Source organism: Bordetella ansorpii (assembly GCF_900078315.1).
GTDB classification, from domain to species: Bacteria; Pseudomonadota; Gammaproteobacteria; order Burkholderiales; family Burkholderiaceae_B; genus Bordetella; species Bordetella ansorpii.
The window spans coordinates 1,380,473-1,398,240 of record NZ_FKBS01000014.1; the positions used below are offsets into that span (position 1 = coordinate 1,380,473).

Annotated in this window: 15 protein-coding genes; 4 read left to right on the plus strand and 11 right to left on the minus strand. The window is 67.0% G+C overall.

The window, feature by feature from the left end; genetic code table 11:
* Positions 1-12: 12 nt before the first annotated feature.
* From A7W11_RS14020 to A7W11_RS14030, 3 genes are all read left to right on the plus strand, one after another.
* Positions 13-864: an SDR family NAD(P)-dependent oxidoreductase gene (locus tag A7W11_RS14020; protein WP_066413274.1), complete on the plus strand. Its 852-nt coding sequence runs from the start codon at positions 13-15 to the stop codon at positions 862-864.
* A 257-nt stretch (positions 865-1,121) separates the two neighbouring features.
* Positions 1,122-3,095, plus strand: coding sequence for a BCCT family transporter (locus A7W11_RS14025; RefSeq protein WP_066413277.1), 1,974 nt, complete (start codon positions 1,122-1,124; stop codon positions 3,093-3,095).
* Positions 3,096-3,191: 96 nt separating this feature from the next.
* Positions 3,192-3,971: an SDR family oxidoreductase gene (locus A7W11_RS14030; protein ID WP_066414064.1), complete on the plus strand. Its 780-nt coding sequence runs from the start codon at positions 3,192-3,194 to the stop codon at positions 3,969-3,971.
* A 57-nt stretch (positions 3,972-4,028) separates the two neighbouring features.
* Here the strand turns inward: A7W11_RS14030 and A7W11_RS14035 are convergent, their stop codons facing one another.
* The 6 genes from A7W11_RS14035 to A7W11_RS14060 form a co-directional block, all read right to left on the minus strand.
* Positions 4,029-4,361, minus strand: coding sequence for a helix-turn-helix domain-containing protein (locus A7W11_RS14035; protein ID WP_066413280.1), 333 nt, complete (start codon positions 4,359-4,361; stop codon positions 4,029-4,031).
* The gene (locus A7W11_RS14040; protein WP_218188590.1) at positions 4,342-4,719 is read right to left on the minus strand and encodes a type II toxin-antitoxin system RelE/ParE family toxin; all 378 of its coding nucleotides are present in this window, start codon (positions 4,717-4,719) and stop codon (positions 4,342-4,344) included. The genes A7W11_RS14035 and A7W11_RS14040 overlap by 20 nt, the downstream gene beginning before the upstream one ends.
* A 182-nt stretch (positions 4,720-4,901) precedes the next feature.
* On the minus strand, positions 4,902-6,380 hold the full coding sequence (locus A7W11_RS14045; protein ID WP_066413291.1) for a SulP family inorganic anion transporter: 1,479 nt from the start codon (positions 6,378-6,380) through the stop codon (positions 4,902-4,904).
* A gap of 315 nt (positions 6,381-6,695) precedes the next feature.
* The gene (locus A7W11_RS14050; RefSeq protein ID WP_066413293.1) at positions 6,696-8,231 is read right to left on the minus strand and encodes a PepSY domain-containing protein; all 1,536 of its coding nucleotides are present in this window, start codon (positions 8,229-8,231) and stop codon (positions 6,696-6,698) included.
* 16 nt (positions 8,232-8,247) lie between these two features.
* Positions 8,248-10,383: a TonB-dependent receptor gene (locus A7W11_RS14055; RefSeq protein WP_066413296.1), complete on the minus strand. Its 2,136-nt coding sequence runs from the start codon at positions 10,381-10,383 to the stop codon at positions 8,248-8,250.
* Positions 10,384-10,584: 201 nt separating this feature from the next.
* Positions 10,585-10,977 carry a DUF2946 family protein gene (locus A7W11_RS14060; RefSeq protein WP_066413310.1) on the minus strand — a complete coding sequence of 131 codons (393 nt, stop codon included), beginning with the start codon at positions 10,975-10,977 and terminating at the stop codon, positions 10,585-10,587.
* 244 nt (positions 10,978-11,221) lie between these two features.
* Here A7W11_RS14060 and A7W11_RS14065 point away from each other — a divergent pair, with 244 nt between their 5' ends.
* A complete protein-coding gene (locus tag A7W11_RS14065) occupies positions 11,222-12,685 on the plus strand; it encodes a cryptochrome/photolyase family protein (RefSeq protein ID WP_066413313.1) in 1,464 nt (487 codons plus the stop codon).
* 36 nt (positions 12,686-12,721) lie between these two features.
* On the opposite strand, the gene leuD is transcribed toward A7W11_RS14065, so the two are convergent.
* The 5 genes from leuD to A7W11_RS14090 are packed head-to-tail and all read right to left on the minus strand — an operon-like array spanning position 12,722 to position 17,765.
* Positions 12,722-13,333, minus strand: coding sequence for a 3-isopropylmalate dehydratase small subunit (leuD, locus tag A7W11_RS14070; protein ID WP_066413316.1), 612 nt, complete (start codon positions 13,331-13,333; stop codon positions 12,722-12,724).
* A gap of 19 nt (positions 13,334-13,352) precedes the next feature.
* Entirely contained in the window at positions 13,353-14,792 is a 1,440-nt protein-coding gene (leuC, locus tag A7W11_RS14075) for a 3-isopropylmalate dehydratase large subunit (RefSeq protein ID WP_235816871.1), read from the minus strand.
* The gene (locus A7W11_RS14080; protein WP_066413320.1) at positions 14,789-15,673 is read right to left on the minus strand and encodes an isocitrate lyase/PEP mutase family protein; all 885 of its coding nucleotides are present in this window, start codon (positions 15,671-15,673) and stop codon (positions 14,789-14,791) included. Before A7W11_RS14080 ends, leuC begins: the two co-directional genes overlap by 4 nt.
* A gap of 5 nt (positions 15,674-15,678) precedes the next feature.
* A complete protein-coding gene (locus A7W11_RS14085) occupies positions 15,679-16,662 on the minus strand; it encodes a Bug family tripartite tricarboxylate transporter substrate binding protein (protein ID WP_066413323.1) in 984 nt (327 codons plus the stop codon).
* Complete coding sequence (locus tag A7W11_RS14090; RefSeq protein ID WP_066413330.1) at positions 16,659-17,765, minus strand: TauD/TfdA family dioxygenase; 1,107 nt, start codon at positions 17,763-17,765, stop codon at positions 16,659-16,661. Before A7W11_RS14090 ends, A7W11_RS14085 begins: the two co-directional genes overlap by 4 nt.
* Between the last annotated feature and the right edge of the window lie 3 nt (positions 17,766-17,768).

Here is a 17,768-nt window from a genome sequence, read left to right on the forward strand (position 1 = left end):
TCAAGGAGCATCATGAGCAATCGATCCAAGGTATGGTTCATCACCGGCGCATCGAAGGGCATCGGCCGCTGCCTGGCGCGGCGGGCCCTGGAGCGTGGCGACCGCGTCGCGGCCACGTCGCGCACGCTGGCCCAGTTGGAGCGCGCCATCGCGGGTGCGCCACCCGGGCAGTTCCTGCCGCTGCAGGTCGACCTGGGCGACGAGCAGAGCATCGCGGCGGCTGTGCGGCAGGCCGTGGACGTCTTCGGCCGCATCGACGTGGTGGTCAACAACGCGGGCTACGCGCAGCAGGGCGCCATCGAGGCGTTGTCCGATGCGGAACTGCGGCGCAATTTCGACGTGAACGTGTTCGCGCCGGCCACGCTGCTGCGCCATGCCCTGCCGCACCTGCGGGCGCAGCGCTCTGGCCACGTCGTCAACATCGCCTCCATCGTCGGATACCAGGGCGGTTATGCCGGATGGGGCAGCTACGCGGCGAGCAAGTTCGCGCTGGCGGGCCTGACCGAGTCGCTGGCGGCCGAGGTGGCCGAGCTGGGCATCAAGGCCACGGTAGTCTATCCGGGCCCGGTGCGCACGGACTTCCTGGCCAGCGGCGCGCTGGGAGTGGCCGCGCGCCAGATCGACGACTATGCCGAGGCCCGGGCCTCGCTGGATCTGCACCTGGATACGCTGCACGGCAATCAGCCGGGCGACCCGGACAGGCTGGCGCTGCTGATCCTGCAAGCCTGCGATGTCGACGAACCGCCGCTGCACCTGTTCGCCGGCAGGGTCGCCCACGAACTGGCCGAGCAGAAAGCGGTGTTGGTGCGGGCGGACATCGAGCGATGGCGCGGCTCGGCCCTGGCAACCGACTTCACAGGCTGATCCGACCGGGGGAATTTCCCTTCCGTGGCGGCTTGAAGCACGCATGGGAAGGGCCTTTTCCTACACTTTCTTTCATGTGTGTCCCCAATACGCTCGCCATCTTTGATAGGGTAGAGTGTTACAAAAGCAGGGCGACCTGCGGCCAATCCGGGTGGCCGCGGGCGTGACGACATACCCCGACGCTGCGCCTTCGGCTTGCCGCCCCGCTTGGGGGCCGCTTGTCCGTTGGGGCGGCCAGGCGGGAAAAAAGGACACCAATGACGACCAAGAAACTGTCCCAGACGGTATCCCCCATCACATTCTTCGGCTCCGCCATCATTGCGCTCGCACTGATCGCCTATGCCAGCCTCAAGCCGGAATCGGCCGCCGAACTCTTCAAGCACGCCAACGATTGGGTAATTGCCGAGGCCGGCTGGTTCTATCTCCTGGCCGTCGGCTTCTTCGTCGTTTTCCTCCTGGGCCTGGCGATCAGTCCCTATGGCCGTATCAAGCTCGGTCCTGACGACTCTTCCCCTGACTACAGTTACGGCACCTGGGCCGCCATGCTGTTCTCGGCGGGCATGGGGATCGGCATCGTGTTCTACGGCGTGGCCGAACCCATCACGCATTTCTCGCAGCCGCCCGACGCCGAGCCGCGTTCCATACAGGCCATGCGCGACGCGATGGAAATCACGTATTTCCACTGGGGCGTGCACGCCTGGGCGATCTACGCGCTGCTGGGCATGTGCCTGGCCTACTTCGGCTATCGCAAGAACCAGCCGCTGTCGCTGCGTTCGGCGCTCTATCCGCTGATCGGCGAGCGCGTCAATGGCCCCATCGGCTCGATCGTCGACATCTTCGCCGTCGTGGGGACGCTGGCCGGGCTGGCGACCTCGCTCGGCCTGGGGGTATCCCAGCTCAATGCCAGCCTGAACTACCTGTTCGGCCTGACGCAGTCGCTGGACATGCAGCTCTGGCTGATCCTGATCGTGACGATCCTGGCCACGTTCACGGTGGCCACCGGCCTGGATGCCGGCGTGCGGCGCCTGAGCGAGTTCATCATCGTGCTGTCTTTCGTGCTGATGTTCCTGCTGCTGTGCCTGGGGCCTTCGGCCTTCCTGATGTCGGCGTTCGTCGAGAACCTGGGCCTGTATCTCAGCGGTTTCATCGGACGGACATTCCACGTCTATGCGTACGATCCGACGCCGTGGGTCGGAAAATGGACTTTGTTCTATTGGGGCTGGTGGGTGTCGTGGGCGCCGTTCGTGGGCCTGTTCATCGCGCGCATCTCGCGTGGCCGCACCATCCGCCAGTTCCTGCTGGGCGTGCTGTTCGCGCCCGCGGGCTTCAGCTTCATCTGGTTCACGATCTTCGGCGACCTGGCAATGTGGCTGGACATCAACCGCGCGGGCGGCGCCATTTCGGAAACGGTGTCCAAGGACATGTCGATCGCGCTGTTCACGGTGTTCGAATATCTGCCCTGGTCGCAGGTGCTGGCGTGGATGACGGGGATTCTGGTCGCGGTGTACTTCGTTACCGCATCGGACGCGGGCGCGCTGGTCATCGCCATGATCACCGCGCGCAACAACGATGAGGACGAGCCCGCGCTGTGGCTGCGGGTGTTCTGGGCGCTGACCTGCGGCGCCGTGGCGGCCTGCCTGCTGCTGGCGGGTGGCCTGGCCGCCGTGCAGACGGCCGCGCTGATCGCGGGCTTGCCGCTGGCGGTGGTGCTGTTGTTTACCTGCTGGGGAATCTGGAAGGCGCTGTCCGACGAGGCCTCGATGATGGCGACGCAGTCGCTGCAGTCCGCGCCGCTGCTGCCGTCCGATGGCCAGGTGCCATGGCGTCGCCGCCTGAGCGCCATCGTCAGCCACCCGACCAAGGACCAGGTGAACCGCTTCATCGAGAGCACGGTGAAACCGGCGCTCAGCTCGGTCAAGGAGGAGCTGGCGCGTCGCGAATTGCAGGCCGAGATGGAAGAGCTGGACGATGGGGTGCAACTGAAGGTGTTGCACGGCGACGGCACCCCCGAGTTCCTGTATGCCGTGCGCCGCCAGAGCCATCCGATTCCGGCGTTCGCGCTGTCGGACCAGCGCGGCAGCAAGGACGAGCGCCGCCGCTACTCGCGTGCCGAGGTGTATCTGAGCAATGGCGGCCGCGGATATGACATCTACGGCTACAACGCCGAGCACGTGATATCCGACGTGATCACGCATTACGACCGCTTCCGGCATTACCTGCATACGAAGTGATGTCGCCGTGCAAGGCCCGCCCTGGTTGAGCGGGCCTTGCCGATTCTGCGGCCCGTGCCGCGTTTCCCAGAACTCATTCCGAACAAGGACGGCTCCATGGATCTGCAGTTGAACGGCAAGCGCGTGCTGGTGACCGGCGCGTCCAAGGGCATCGGCCTGGCTTGCGCCGTGGCGTTCGCCCGCGAAGGCGCGCGGCCGGTGCTGGTGGCGCGCGATGCGCAGGGGCTGGCCGAGGCCGCGGGCCAGGTGGCCAGGCAGGCGGGCGTGCAGGTCGACATCATCGCGTGCGACCTGGCCGAGCCCTACGCGGCGGCGCGCCTGGCCGACAAGACCGGCGGGCTCGACATCCTGGTGAACAACGCGGGCGCCATTCCCGCGGGGTCGCTCGACCAGGTCGACGACGCGCGCTGGCGCGCCGGCTGGGAGCTGAAGGTGCATGGCTACATCGCGCTGGCCCGCGAGTATTACCCGCAGATGCGCCAGGCGCAGGCCGGCGTCATCGCCAACGTGATCGGCATGGGCGGCGCCAATCCGCGCGCGGACTATATCGCGGGCGCGGCGGGCAACGCTGCGCTGATCGGCTTCACGCGTGCGATGGGCGGCGAGGGCCCGAGCCACGGCGTGCGGGTATTCGGCGTGAATCCCTCGCGCACGCGCACGGACCGCGTGATGACGATGGCGCGCCAGCGCGCCGAGGCCCGCTGGGGCGACGCCGAGCGTTGGCAGGAAACGCTGGACGACCTGCCGTTCGGCCGGCTGATGGAACCGGCCGAGGTGGCCGACCTGGTGGTGTTCGGCTGCTCGCCGCGCGCCGGCTATCTCAGTGGCACGGTCATCGACCTGGATGGCGGCGAGCAGTATGCGGGGCGGCGCTGAGATCGGCGCTACGAGGCGGGTTTGAAAGAGCGCGCAGGCTTCGGCCTGCGTCTTCTTTCAGGACAGGGCTTCGATTCCCTTGCGCCGGATGACGTTGAGCAGTGCCAGCGCAGGGCCTTTGGCTTGCGTGGCGCCGCGCTCCAGTTGAGATATGTAGCCGGCGGTCATGTTGAGATAGCGTGCCAGTGCCGCTTGGCTCAAATGCGCGTTCTCCCGGACTTCACGTATCTGTTGCGCCGACAGGGGTTCGGCTGTTGGCAGTTTCGCGGATCCGAGATGGCGGGCGGTAATTTTTTCATGGGTACTTTCGTCCATGATGCCGAGCCGGCGTTGAGTGTCCGCCATGTCCAGCAGTTCGCTGGCGAGGCGGCTACGTCTGGTAGTCGTCATACTCGATCTCCTGCAGGTCTCCATCGTTCATTGCCGTTGCGATAGCAGTGGCCGATGCGGTCAGCCAGTTGGCGCCAAGGGTGCGTAGCGTACGCAATTCATCGCCGGTGATATTGCCGCGGTCGTTCTTGGCAAAGCCATACAAGAACACAGCCCGGTTGGATTGACGGTAGGCCTCGATCATGCGAAACCCTGAGGAGCTTCCCTGGCCGCGGCGGGCGACTCGTTGCTTGATAAGCCCCCCGCCCAGATCCGCGTCGACAAAACCTTGTGTGGCGCGCTCGATCGCGGTTCGCAGATCATCGTCGGAGATCTGTTCATGGCGAGCGAAGCGTTTTACCCCTTTTGTCTTGAACACCCTCACAGAGTCCACCCCTACTGCTAAAAACTATAGCACTGGAAATCATGGTCTGGGCGAAGTCTGCAGATCCGCCCCGAGGTGGGGATTTAACCTCGGTTCAATGAGGAAGTATGTTGAAGAAGGGACGTGAATGTCACGCTTTGAAGGCCAGGGGCTGTGCCAAAACTCCCGGCATGAGATCAATGCCCCGGCGCCGCTATTTTCCCCGGCTTGTCGTGCGTTCCATACTTCTCCACCATCGTGGCGCTGGCGCGGTTCAGCCCGTGCACGTCCACCTCGATGCCGTTGCGCCGGAACTTGTGCACCACGCGGTCCAGCGCGTCCACCGCGGTGATGTCCCAGAAGTGCGCGTGCGACAGATCCAGCACCACGCGCGGCACGGCCTCCTTGAAGTCGAACTCGCCGACCAGCGACTCGGATGACGCGAAGAACACCTGCCCGCGCACGCTGTAGCGGCGCGTGCGGCCATCGTCTTCCAGCGCCGATTCCACCTGCAGGATGCGCTGCACTTTCGAGGCGAAGAACACCGCGCTGAGCAGCACGCCAGCCCCGACGCCCAGCGCCAGGTTGTGCGTGAAGACCACGACCACCACGGTGGCCAGCATGACGAACGACGAGCTGCGCGGGTGCGTGACCAGGTTGCGGAACGAGCGCCAGTCGAAAGTGCTGATCGACACCATGATCATCACGGCCACCAGCGCGGCCATCGGGATCTGCTTGACCCACGGGCCCAGGAACACGACCAGGATCAGCAGCACGACGCCCGCCGTCAGGCTGGACAGGCGGGTGCGGCCACCGGACTTCACGTTGATGATGGACTGGCCGATCATGGCGCAGCCGGGCATGCCGCCCAGGAAGCCGGCCGCGATGTTGGCGAATCCCTGGCCGCGGCACTCGCGGTTCTTGTCGCTGGCGGTATCGGTGAAGTCGTCCACGATGGAGGCCGTCATCAGCGACTCCAGCAGGCCGACCACCGCGATGGCCAGCGAATAGGGCAGGATGATGCGCAGCGTGTCCAGCGACAGCGGCACGGCGGGCAGCGCGAACGAAGGCAGGCTGCCGGGGAAGGCGCCCATGTCGCCCACGGTGCGCACCGGCAGGCCCAGGGCGACGGCCACGAGGGTCAACAGGATGATGCAGACCAGCGGCGAGGGAATCGCCTTCGTGACGTACGGGAACAGGTAGATGATGGCCAGGCCGGCCGCCACCAGGACGTAGACGGCGGCGGGCCCGGCCGTCAGTTCCGGGATCTGGGCCAGGAAGATCAGGATGGCCAGGGCGTTGATGAAGCCCGTGATGACCGAGCGCGACACGAAGCGCATCAGCCCGCCCAGGCGCAGCAGGCCCGCGCCGATCTGGAACAGGCCGGCCAGGACGGCCGCGGCGAACACGTACTGCACGCCGTGGTCTTTCACCAGCGAGGTGATCAGCAGGGCGACCGCCCCGGTGGCGGCCGAGATCATGGCGGGGCGGCCGCCGGTGATGGCCGTGACGACGGCGATGCTGAAGGCGGCGTACAGGCCGACGGCGGGATCGACGCCGGCAATCAGGGAAAAGGCCAGGGCTTCAGGGATGAGCGCCAGGGCGACGACCAGGCCGGACAGCAGGTCGCCGCGGACGTTCGACAGCCAGTCCTGGCGCAGCGAGGGGGTGATCATGATGGTTGCGTATGTCTGATGAAGCGGGGGGCGGGCAGACGCCAGCCGCGCGGCGTGCGTGCATCGTCCAGGCGCCGGGCCCGACGGAATGCTTGCAGGAAAGGGGGACGCGAGCCCGCCCTGGGGATGGCGGTATGCGCCGCCGTCGCCGCGGCGACCGACCTCTGGAGTCAGGGGCTGGAGAAGATCCAGGCAGAGAGGTCGGCAGCGGCTTTACATGGGTGGACGGCGGGTCGGGGAAAATTTCAGCGCGGATTGTAGGGCGAGGATGGCGATGGCGGCAAATCGGCCGTGTCCGAGCGCCATCCGCGCCGCCTATTGTCGAGCCTTGCGGTGTTTTCGTTGTGACACAGGCAGCCTGGCGAACCCGACGCGCAGCCGCCGCCAGCCGATCACGATGCCGGTGATGGAAACGATCAGGCCGCCCAGGCTCAGCACGATCAGCGCCAGATCGCGCAGCAGGCCGTCCCGCAACAGGGCGGGCGTATCCCAGCTGTGCAGGAAGTTGAACAGCCAGCGGCCCACGCGCTGCGAGCGGTCCAGGCTGGCGGCGACGTCGCCGGTGCGCAGGTCGATGTAGACGCGCGTGGCGCCCGCGTCGGCGAAGTCCAGGCGCAGCACGGGCAGGCCGCGCCATTGCGCGCCGTTCATGGCTTCCGGCTGGCGCGGGTAGTAGTAATCGTCGTAGCGGTCCAGCACCCGGTCGGCTGAAATCGGTGCGGCGAACAGCTTGCGCGCGGCGGGCAGCAACTGGCTTGCAGTCCATTGCGCGGCGATGCTGGCCTGGCCGTGCCCGCCGTCCCGCACCAATCGGCTGGCGCCCGCCGCGTCATAGGCCAGGACGTAGGGCGTGCCGTCCAGCCGCCGCCATTGAAGCTCCACCGCCCGGAATCCCTGGTCGCCCAGCGCCCGCAGCATGCCGGCGGGATCCTGCAGCACGCTGGCGTTTCCGTCGCCGGGCTCGCCCCGATACGCCGCCATGTCAGGCCGCCCATGCGCCGGGGAAAACACCCCCAGCGGATTCATGGACATCAGGCCGCTGAAGATCCACGTGAACAGGATGCCGCTGAACACCAGCCCCATCACGTGGTGCCAGTGCATCCAGCCTTCGCGGTAGGGCGAACGCGATCCGGATTTGTAGCGTCCCCGGAAGCGCCAGCGCCAGATGCCCACCACGATGCCCGTGCCCGCGCTGAGGGTGCCGAAGGCCGACAGCACGATCACCGTCCATGACCACACCGGATCGACCGGCTGGTTGCGGAACAGGTACAGCCAGTGCAGCCAGGCGCCGACGTAGTTCCAGCGCTGTTGCGCCAGGGGTGCGTCCATCACCACCTGGCCGGTGGCGGACGATACGTAGAGCGTGCCCGGCTCGGGGCCTTGCAACTGTATGCGGTGCAGGGGGCGATGCGGGTCCAGGCCGCGCGAGTGGGTCCAGCGGTCCTCCCGGATTTCGTCCTGGCCGCGAATCGACGCGCCAGGCAGGAACGCCAGCGCGGCGGCCGCTGCACTGCTGGCATCGACCGGCCCCGCCGGCAGTCCCGTCGTGGCGGAATAGGCGCGCGGAACCCCTCGTGCATCGTCCGCCACGTAATACGGCTGGCCGCGGATGGACGTCAGCACCGCAGGGCCGCCGCCGCGCGGCAATGCGGCCGGCGCCACGCGGCAGTCCTGCGCGGACAGGGCGGGCAGCGCACCCAGCCGCTCCCAGGGCGTCAACTTGGGATAGCCCACATACAGCATGACCACGCCGCTTGCGAACCACAGCGCCATCAGCACGCAGCCGGCCACGCCGGTCCAGCGGTGCACCAGATACGTCAGCCGCCGGGCGCGCGCGCCGATGTCCGTCATGGCCGTTTCTCCCGGATCAGAAGCGGTGGTTCAGCGTCAGCTCGATACGCCGGTCCGCGCCGTACAGCCATTGCGTGGACGTGTAATAGGCCGTGGTGAAGTAGGCCCGGTCGAACACGTTGTAGCCGCGCAGGCTGACGGTGGTGTCGCGGTTCATGTCCCAGCGCAACGCCAGATCGGTGGTGGTGTAGGACGGCAGTTCCAGCGTGTTGGCGCTGTCGGCGTAGCGCTTGCCCACGTAGCGCAGGCCGCCCATCGCCGTCCAGCCCGGCTGGAAATTCCAGCTCAGCCACAGGTTGGCCAGGCGCTCGGCCACGTTGGGCGGCACCTTGCCTTCGCGCGACACCGCCACGCCGCCGGACGATTCGGTGAAGTCGTCGTACTTGGCGCGCAGCACGGTGGCATTGGCTTCCAGCTTCCAGCCGGGCGCGAAGGCCACCGCCAGCGAGGCCTCCAGCCCGCGCGACGATTGTTCGCCCACCTGCATCCGCAGGCTGGGATCGGCGGGGTCGCGCGTCAGCAGGTTGGATTTGCGGATGTGATAGGCCGCAAGCGTCCATTCGCCGCGGCCATTCCAGAAGCCCTGCTTGACGCCCACCTCGACCTGTTTGCCGCGCGACATGTCGAAATCGGCGTTGGACGGACTGAGCATCAGCAGTCCGCCGACCGGATCGGACGCCTCGGAATACTGCGCATACACCGACAGGTCGGGCTGGATGTCGTAGACCGTGCCCACGCGCCAGCCGATGTCCGAGTACGTGCGGTCCAGCACCTGCTGGCCGGCCACCAGGTCTTGCCGCCGCAGGCGCGCATGGTCGTAGCGCAAGCCGCCCAGCACGCTCCATTGCCGGGTCAGCGCGATGCGGTCCTCGGCGAACAGCGAGTATTGCCCGGCCTTGTTGCGGTAGCGCGGAATGAACGGGACATCGCTGGCGAAATAACCGGGGTCGAAAACGTAGGGATCGACCGGCCCGCTGGTGCCGACGTAGGTGTTGTTGGTGTGCTTGAACGTGCTGTGGTTCACGTCGAAGCCCACCGACAGCGTGTTGTCCAGGCCGCCCAGCTTGCCCTTGAACGTGGCGTCCGTGGTCAGGCCCGTCTGCGACTGGTCGTGCGAGATGGCAGTGTTGTCGGATCGGTCGATCAGGCCCGTGGCCGGGTCGTAGACGTAGGCCTCGGCGTTGCGCCAGTCGCGCTTGCTGCCCACGTGGTACAGGCGGGTGCGCAGCGTGGTGGCGTCGTTGGGCGTCCAGGTGGCGTCCAGTTGTGTCCACTGGTCGCGAAAGCGCATGAAGCTGTCGCGCACGTTGTAGTTCTTGCCGCGCAGGGATTCCAATTGCCGGCCATCCACCAGCGGCGTGCCGAAGTAGCGCATGGGCCGCTGGTAGCCATAGGCATGACTCAACGTGAAAGAAAGGTCGGGCGTGGCATCCCAGCGCAACGCGCCCGAGAAGGTGGCGTCGCCCGAGTCGCCGCGATCCACCCAGCCGGCCGTGTGGTTGCCGCTGACGTCCAGCCGGTACGAGAGCTGGTCGGTCAGTGCGCCGCCGCTGCCCAGGCCCAGCCGCGCCGTGTCTTCGGTGCCCACGGTGGCCTGCACCTCGCTGCGTATCGGGCCTTGCGTGGGCTTCTTGGGCACGATGTTGACCACGCCGCCGATGGCGCCGTCGCCGTAGATCACCGACGCCGGGCCGCGCAGCACTTCGATGCGCTCGATCGACCAGGTGTCGAACGGAAACGTCACGCCCACGCCGCCATATTGGCGCAGGCCGTCGTACAGGCGCATCACCGAGGTGCTGTCGGTGAACCCGCGCGTGGACAGCGCGGACAGGCTGTTGCCCGGATGCGGCATGGCGCTGATGGCGCCGGCGCGGGTGATGGCATCCGATACGTTGGCGTCGCCGCGGTCTTCCAGTTGCTGGCGCGTGATGATGTCCAGGCTGGCCGGCGTCTGCCGTGGCGTCAGGCCCAGGTTGGAGCCCGTCGTGGCGGGCGTGTCCAGCGTGTCGTCGACCCCGTCGGCGCTGACGGCCACGGGGGCGAGCAGGGCAGGCGTCTGGGCCTGGGCGGCGCAGGCAGCCAACCCCAGCGTCAGCGGCCCGGCCGTGCGCAACAAGGCCGCGCGCAGGCTGCCCGGGAAAGGAGAAAACATGATGTCGTTCCTGAATGCGGCGGGACGGCGGACACGGGCGACACCGGGCGCGCATGGCGGCCATGCGGGTCCGCGATGCGTTCGACGAGGTGCGCGCCGGTACGCGCGAACCGCCTGTCTTGAAGGCGTTCGCGGTCCCGCGGGTTATCGGTAGGGAGATCGCGCCGGGCCCGCGCAAGCAGGCGGCCGGACGCGTGGCATTCAGGTGGCGACGGGGGGCGCGCGCGCCAGCGAGACGTTCCAGACCGGCGCGGCGCGCGGGGCGGGATCGTCGGCCACGACCAGGCGCAGGTAGCGCACCAGAACCACCGCGACGTTCGGCGTTTCCGTGGTCGGAAGCAGGGAGGGCGAGTGGCACAGCAGGCAATGGCCCGTTGCGCGGCTGGCGGAGGGCTTGTCGCCCTCCGAAGACTTGTCGGTCAGGTCGACGGCGACGAACTCGTGGGTGGCCGAATTGCACAGTTGCACCCACACCGTGCGCGCGACCGCACTCTTGCCGCTGGCCAGCCCCAATGCGGGAACCAGCGAGGCATAGAGAAAGGCGATCAGCAGGAGCCAGCACGATCGGCGTCGTGCCGAAAAGCTCGGACCCATGATGTGTCGTAATAATAATGAGGCGTGCTTGACGCGGGAATTCTAGCAGCCGCAGGCTGTTTTGCGCGTGCCGCAAAATGTCGCACCGCGGCAGGACGCGATGAATGAAGCTTCAAGCATTGTCAGGGCGGCATGCGGGTGTGCGTGCGAAGAGATCCTCTTGCTCATGCCTTCCTGTACAGTGCAAGACATCCTGCGGCCATTCGCTGGCCGCCGTCTCCGCATCGAATTCCCCGTTTTTTCCATGCCCGACACCGCCGCCATTGCTCCCGCCATCGTCTGGTTCCGCGACGACCTGCGCCTGGCCGACCATCCTGCCCTGACGCGCGCCGCCAAGTCCGGTGCGCCGCTGGTCTGCGTGTACGTGCTGGACGATCTCAATCCCGATATCCGCACGCTGGGCGGCGCGGCGCGCTGGTGGTTGCACCGCGCCTTGCAGGCGCTGGACGCCGCGTTGGCCGGGCAGGGGGGCTCGTTGCTGCTGCTGCGCGGCGACGAGACGCGCGCCATCGCTGGCCTGGCCGAAGCCCTGGGCGCGGGCGCGGTGTATTGGAACCGTCGTTATGCGCTGGCACAGCGCACGGTGGATGCGGGTTTGAAGGCGTCGCTGCGCCAGCGCGGCCTGACCGTCGAGAGCGCGGGCGGCAGCCTGCTGTTCGAACCGTGGGAAGTGCAGACCGGCTCGGGCGGCCCGTTCCGGGTGTACACGCCGTTCTGGCGCGCCGCCTGCAAGCTGGGCAGCGTGGCGCCACCCTTGCCGGCGCCTGCGGAACTGTCGTTTGCGAAGCTGCCCGGCCAGTTGCCGATGTGCGCCACGCTGGACGATCTGAAGCTGCTGCCTCAGTCCCCCGAGCCCGATTGGGCCGGCGGCATGCGCGACGCCTGGGCGGGCGGCGAGACCGCGGCGATGGAACGCCTCACCCATTTCCTGAAGCGCGGCCTGCACGGCTACGCGGAAGGCCGCGACCGCCCCGACCAGCCCGCCACCAGCCGCCTGTCGCCCTACCTGCGTTTCGGCGAGGTCTCGCCGCGTCAGGCCTGGCATGCCGCGCAGGCGGCCGAGGGCAGCGGCCGCGAGAAATTCCTGGCCGAGCTGGGATGGCGCGAGTTCTGCTACAGCCTGCTGTACCACTATCCCGATCTGCCCACGCGCAACTTCCGCCGCGAATTCGACGACATGCCCTGGCGCGACGATCCCGCGGGCGTGCGTGCCTGGCAGCGCGGCCAGACCGGTTATCCGCTGGTGGACGCGGGCATGCGCGAACTGTGGACCACCGGCTGGATGCACAACCGCGTGCGCATGGTTGTCGCGTCATTCCTGGTCAAGCACCTGCTGGTCGACTGGCGCGTGGGCGAGGCGTGGTTCTGGGATACCCTGGTCGATGCCGATCCCGCCAGCAATGTGGCCAACTGGCAGTGGGTAGCCGGTTGCGGCGCAGATGCCGCGCCGTACTTCCGGGTTTTCAATCCCATCCTGCAAGGCACCAAATTCGATCCCAAGGGCGATTACGTGCGCCGCTGGGTGCCCGAACTGGCCGGCTTGCCGGCGTCGGTGATCCACGAGCCCTGGAAGGCCTCGGCCGAGCAGTTGTCGGCCGCCGGAGTGAAGCTGGGGCGGGAGTATCCCGAGCCCATCATCGTCCATGAAGAAGGGCGCGGGCGGGCGTTGGCGGCGTTTGCGACGCTGACGGGCAAGTCCGGGTCCTGACGTGCGGCCGGACAGGCGTGCGTCGGCGTGCCGGCGCTATGGCGCGGTACCCGGGCAGGCTCCCAGCGGCGACTGGAAATAGCGGGCCTCGAACGCTTCGATCTGAGGCAGGTAGGAAAGGGTCAACGCGATTTCATCCTGTCCGGTCAGCAGGCATTCCCGCCAGAATGGGTCGATGGAGAACGCGTGGTGCACGGGCTCGCCTTTTTCGCGCCATCGTACCTGCTGGGCCGGCAGGTCGACCTCGATGGACAGCGGCTCGCTTTCCATGGCCCGCCGGGCCAGGTTCTCGATGATGGGCTCGTCGAGGCGAACAGGCAGCAGGCCGTTCTTCAGGCAGTTGTTGTGGAAGATATCTCCGAAGCTGGAAGCGAGCACGGCACGATATCCTCGGTCGACCAGTGCATAGACCGCACCTTCGCGGGAGGAACCGCAGCCGAAATTGGCGCCCGCGACCAGCACGGTGGCGTGGTCCCGCGTGGCGGCCGCATGGTCGCTCAACGACAGGTCGTGAAACAGGAACGGGCCATAGCCGCCGGGCCGCGAGCGGTCCATTTTCAGGAAGCGGGCGGGAATGATCTGGTCCGTGTCGATGTCCCGGCCCGCGATTGCAAACGCCCGACCCTCGAAAACAGTGAATTTTTCCATGGCAGGAGTCCAGAGGAGGTCAGCAGGAAGTGTCTGTCCTGAGCCGGCGCACGTCGGCGATTCGTCCCGAGACCGCCGCGGCGGCTGCCATCGCCGGGCTCATCAGGTGGGTGCGCACGCCGGGGCCTTGCCTGCCGACGAAATTTCGGTTGGTGGTCGAGGCCACCCGTTCTCCCACCTGTCCGGTATCGCCGTTCATGGCCACGCACATCGAGCATCCCGCCTCGCGCCATTGCAAGCCAGCCTCGATAAACACCTGGTGCAGGCCTTCGGCTTCGGCCGCCATCTTCACGACGCCTGAGCCGGGCACCACGACGCCGGGCACCCGGACGCGCCTGCCCCGCAGCACGGCGGCCGCCTCCCGCAGGTCTGACAGGCGGCTGTTGGTACACGAGCCAATGAAGACGCGGTCGATGGCGATGTCCTGCACACGCATGCCGGGGGCCAGGTCCATGTATTGCAGCGCCGCCTGCATGGCGCGGCGCACGGCTGGATCCCGCTGGTGGGCGGGGTCGGGAATCGCGCCGTCGATCCCGATCGCGGTGTCGGGACTGGTGCCCCAGGTCACCATGGGACCGACGTGATCGATATCGACGTGGGCCTCGCGGTCGAAGGCCGCGCCCGGATCGGTGGGCAACGCGCGCCAGAATCGTTCGGCGCGCTCCCAGGCCGGGCCGGCAGGGGCGTACGGCCTGCCATGCAGATACTGGTAGGTCGTGTCGTCGGGAGCGATCATGCCGCAACGTGCGCCGGCCTCGATCGACATGTTGCACAAGGTCAGGCGCTCTTCCATGCTCATCGCTCGCACCGCCTGGCCCGTGAACTCGATGACGTGTCCAGCGGCGCCCGCCGCACCCAGGCAGGCCAGGACGGCCAGGGCGATGTCCTTGGCACTGGCGCCCGGCTGCCGGACGCCTTCGATGGACACGCGCAGCGTGCGGGGCTCGACCTGCCACAGTGTCTGCGTGCTCAACACATGCACGCTTTCCGATTGGCCGATGCCGAACGCAATCGCGCCCAGCGCGCCGTGCGTGGACGTGTGGCTGTCGGTGCAGACCAGCATCATGCCCGGCAGGCTGATGCCTTGTTCCGGACAGACCACGTGCACGATGCCTTGGCGGGGATCCTGCAACGGGAAATTCGGGATGCCCGCCCAGGCCATGTTGCTGTCGAAATGCGAGATCATCCGCGCCACCTCGGGGCTGGAGGCCTGTTCCGCGCTGCGGCCCGTGGTCGGCACATAATGGTCCGGCACGCCGAAGATGCGATCGGGGTGGCGCACGGCCAACTGCCGGGCGCGCAACTGCCTGAAGGCATGGAACGAGCCGTCATGCAGCATGTGCCTGTCGATGTACATCAGTTGCGGTCCGGTATCGCGCGCCAGCACAAGATGATTGGCCCAGATCTTGTGGAACAGGGTGCGCGGGGCCGTGGCGCTTGCACGGGCGCCGGCCATCATGCCGTCCTGACCGCGGGTTGTTCGTGCTGGGCGAAGCGGGCGCGGACCTCATCCCACTCATCGGCGCCAAACCGCTGGAAACTCTGGTGCGGAGAGTATCGGTTCAGCCGTTCCGGCACGATGTGCTCCTGCATGATGTCGGCCAGCACTTCGTCGAATGCGATGACCGCCGTGCGCAGCAGGACGCCCGGCAGGATCGCCAGCTTGTAGCCCATCTGCTGCACGTCGCGCAGGTCCGTCACGGGTGTCTTGCCGCCTTGGACGATGTTCAGCAGGCATGGGCCATTGACCCGCCGCGGGATCGAGACGACTTCCTCGTGGCTTTGCGGCGCCTCGATGAACGCCATGTCCGCGCCTTCGGCCAGGGCGGCATTGGCACGCTCGACGGCTTCGTCCAGGCCCATGGACGCGCGGCTGTCAGTGCGGGCGATGATGTAGAAATCCGGATGCCGGCGCGCCGCGCAGGCCGCGCGGATCTTGCTCAGGTAGCGTGGCAGGGGCTCGATTTCCTTGCCGTCCAGGTGTCCGCAACGTTTGGGCGCCACCTGGTCCTCGATGTGAATGCCCGCGACGCCGCGGGATTCGAATTCGTGTACCGTCCGCGTCACGTTCAGTTCATTGCCGTATCCGGTATCCGCGTCCGAGATGACCGGAATGTTGACGGACCTCGCCAGAATGGCGGCCTTGTCGACCATCTCGGTCTGCGTGATCAGGCCGTAATCCGGGTATCCGAGCGATGCCGAGGTTCCCGCGCCCGTCATGTAGACCAGCGGATAACCGGCCTGCTGGATCAGGCGGGCAGTGATGGCGTCATAGGCGCCGGGGGCGATGCGCATGCCCGGCTGCTGCAATGCCGCGCGCAATTGAGTGCTGGCGTTCATGGCGGTCAGTTTCCTTTTTCAGTGGACGTCAGGTACTTCTCGAGCAAGGGCTCGACGGCGCGGGCCTCTTCGCGTGCCTCGCGGTCGAACGTCGCGGCATCGCTGAAGACCGGAATCGCGCCTTCGCTGCGCATGCTTTCGCGCACTTTCCTGTCGTGGGCTGCCGCCTGGATCCCCGCGCCGATGGCAGCCACGACGTTCTCGGGCGTACCCTGGCGGACCATCAAGCCGTACCAGGTCACGGCGCTCATCTGCAGGCCGAGTTCATTGAGCGTAGGCACGTCGGGCAACTCGGGCAGGCGCGTGTTCGAACCCGTGGCCAGCGCACGGAATGATCCTCCCCTGACCTGGGGCAGCGCCACCACCAGTGACGGCATGCCCAGGGTGATGTGGCCTCCCAATGCGTCGGTCATCATCGGGGCGGTGCCCTTGTAGTTGGCGACGATGGCATTGCCCAGTTGCGACTTCTCGGCTATCTGGCGCGCCATGATTTCACCGTGGCGCGTGGCTGCGCCGAACGAGCACGGTGTTCTGGCGGTCCTGCAGCGCTTGATCAGGTCTGGAAAGGTCTGGTCGGGAGAGTCCTTCGCCACGCCGAACACCATTGCGTTCTGCTGCAGCTTCGACACCATCTTGAAGTCCTTCAGGATGTCGATGTTGGCCGAAGGCAGGGTGTACGGGTAGAACAAGGCCTGATTGACCTGCATCAGTACCGTGTAGCCGTCGGCCGGCTGGTTCCTGACGTACTCGGTGCCGATGATGCCATCGGCCCCCGTCCGATTGACGACCAGCACGGGTGTCTTCCATTGCTGCTGCCAGACTCGGGCGATGTTGCGCGCCAGCGCATCCGTGCCGCCGCCGGCGGAGTAGGGGACCACGATGGTGACGGGCCTGGACGGAAACGCGGGTTCGGCGGGCAGGCCGGTCGTCGGTAGCCCGGCCCCCAGGCAGATCGCGAGGCCCAAGATGGCGGTGTGGTGGGATCTCATCTCGGACTCGCCTCGTAGTAGTGGTTATCCATGCCGTGATGGCTGGCCATGCGTGCTTCGAAATCCAGGAAGGCGGAGGTGATGGCCTGGCCGCGCAAGCCGCCCCTGACCGTGTTGGCGTTGGTGCTCTTGTAAGGTTCGCCCCAGCCCGCGGGCAGGGGCTGGCAAGCGGGAATGCCGAGCCATAGCCGCAACAGGTGCCGCTTCCGGTCGGGCAGCTCGTGGTCCTCGAAGTGTGTGCGCGAATGGATCGTGACGTAGTTGTTCAGCAACTGCATATCGCCGGCATCCAATTGCATGGCATAGCAGAAGCGCGGGTCTGGATACAGTGTGTCCAGCAGGTCGAGCAGCGCGACCTGCGCGTCGGACAGGCGTGGCACGTCGGAGAAGTCGCGCTGGGCGGCCACGATGTTCTTGCGGTTGGATCGGAATGCGAAATGGCCGTCCCGCGTGCCCGCCAGGGAGCATTGGTAGTAGGGGGCATCGTGCTGCCCCATGGCGCCCTGCCAACTGAAATGGAACGGCTGGAGCAAGGTGTCGCGCAGCTCGGGGTGCGTGCGGACCACTTCATCGTGGATGGCGCGTGAACTGGCGATCAGGCTGCGCCCGCCGGATTTGGCCGTGCGGCGGCATAGCAGCGCGACGACGTCGCCGAAATCGATATGAAAGTCCAGGGACGCGTTGGTGTTGTAGCCGCGGCCTCCCTTGTCCCGGTAAGTGCCGCCTGCATCGCGGACGTCATTGAGGATGTCGCTGTTCCTGTTCTGCGGACGCGCCACCCCCATGTGCAGGCCCATCCCCCAGTAGGCCAGGCGAGTGTCCTCCTCCGACCAGCGGTCTACCGGAAACCCCTTGAGCAGGCAGAAACCCCATCTGGTCTGCGTGGCTCGCACGGCGCTCGCCAGTTTGTTCCGGGCGGCCTCCGATAGCGGGAAATCGCCGGGTGTCATGTCGAGCAGGGGCTTGGCGGTCTTCTTGGCGTGGGCCAAGGCGGTATCGATGCCGTGGATCTCGTCTGCCGTGAGGCGCAGTACCCAAGACCTGTCGTTTTCCACGTCGCGGGCGAGCCAGGGCGATGGCTGTGCCGGTATGTCAGCGTGCATAGC

Coding starts and splice junctions, on each gene's coding strand:
- A7W11_RS14020 (WP_066413274.1), top strand. CDS start 13: ATGAGCAATCGATCCAAGGTATGGTTCATCACCGGCGCATCGAAGGGC.
- A7W11_RS14025 (WP_066413277.1), top strand. CDS start 1,122: ATGACGACCAAGAAACTGTCCCAGACGGTATCCCCCATCACATTCTTC.
- A7W11_RS14030 (WP_066414064.1), top strand. CDS start 3,192: ATGGATCTGCAGTTGAACGGCAAGCGCGTGCTGGTGACCGGCGCGTCC.
- A7W11_RS14035 (WP_066413280.1), bottom strand. CDS start 4,361: ATGACGACTACCAGACGTAGCCGCCTCGCCAGCGAACTGCTGGACATG.
- A7W11_RS14045 (WP_066413291.1), bottom strand. CDS start 6,380: ATGATCACCCCCTCGCTGCGCCAGGACTGGCTGTCGAACGTCCGCGGC.
- A7W11_RS14050 (WP_066413293.1), bottom strand. CDS start 8,231: ATGACGGACATCGGCGCGCGCGCCCGGCGGCTGACGTATCTGGTGCAC.
- A7W11_RS14055 (WP_066413296.1), bottom strand. CDS start 10,383: ATGTTTTCTCCTTTCCCGGGCAGCCTGCGCGCGGCCTTGTTGCGCACG.
- A7W11_RS14060 (WP_066413310.1), bottom strand. CDS start 10,977: ATGGGTCCGAGCTTTTCGGCACGACGCCGATCGTGCTGGCTCCTGCTG.
- A7W11_RS14065 (WP_066413313.1), top strand. CDS start 11,222: ATGCCCGACACCGCCGCCATTGCTCCCGCCATCGTCTGGTTCCGCGAC.
- leuD (WP_066413316.1), bottom strand. CDS start 13,333: ATGGAAAAATTCACTGTTTTCGAGGGTCGGGCGTTTGCAATCGCGGGC.
- leuC (WP_235816871.1), bottom strand. CDS start 14,792: ATGATGGCCGGCGCCCGTGCAAGCGCCACGGCCCCGCGCACCCTGTTC.
- A7W11_RS14080 (WP_066413320.1), bottom strand. CDS start 15,673: ATGAACGCCAGCACTCAATTGCGCGCGGCATTGCAGCAGCCGGGCATG.
- A7W11_RS14085 (WP_066413323.1), bottom strand. CDS start 16,662: ATGAGATCCCACCACACCGCCATCTTGGGCCTCGCGATCTGCCTGGGG.
- A7W11_RS14090 (WP_066413330.1), bottom strand. CDS start 17,765: ATGCACGCTGACATACCGGCACAGCCATCGCCCTGGCTCGCCCGCGAC.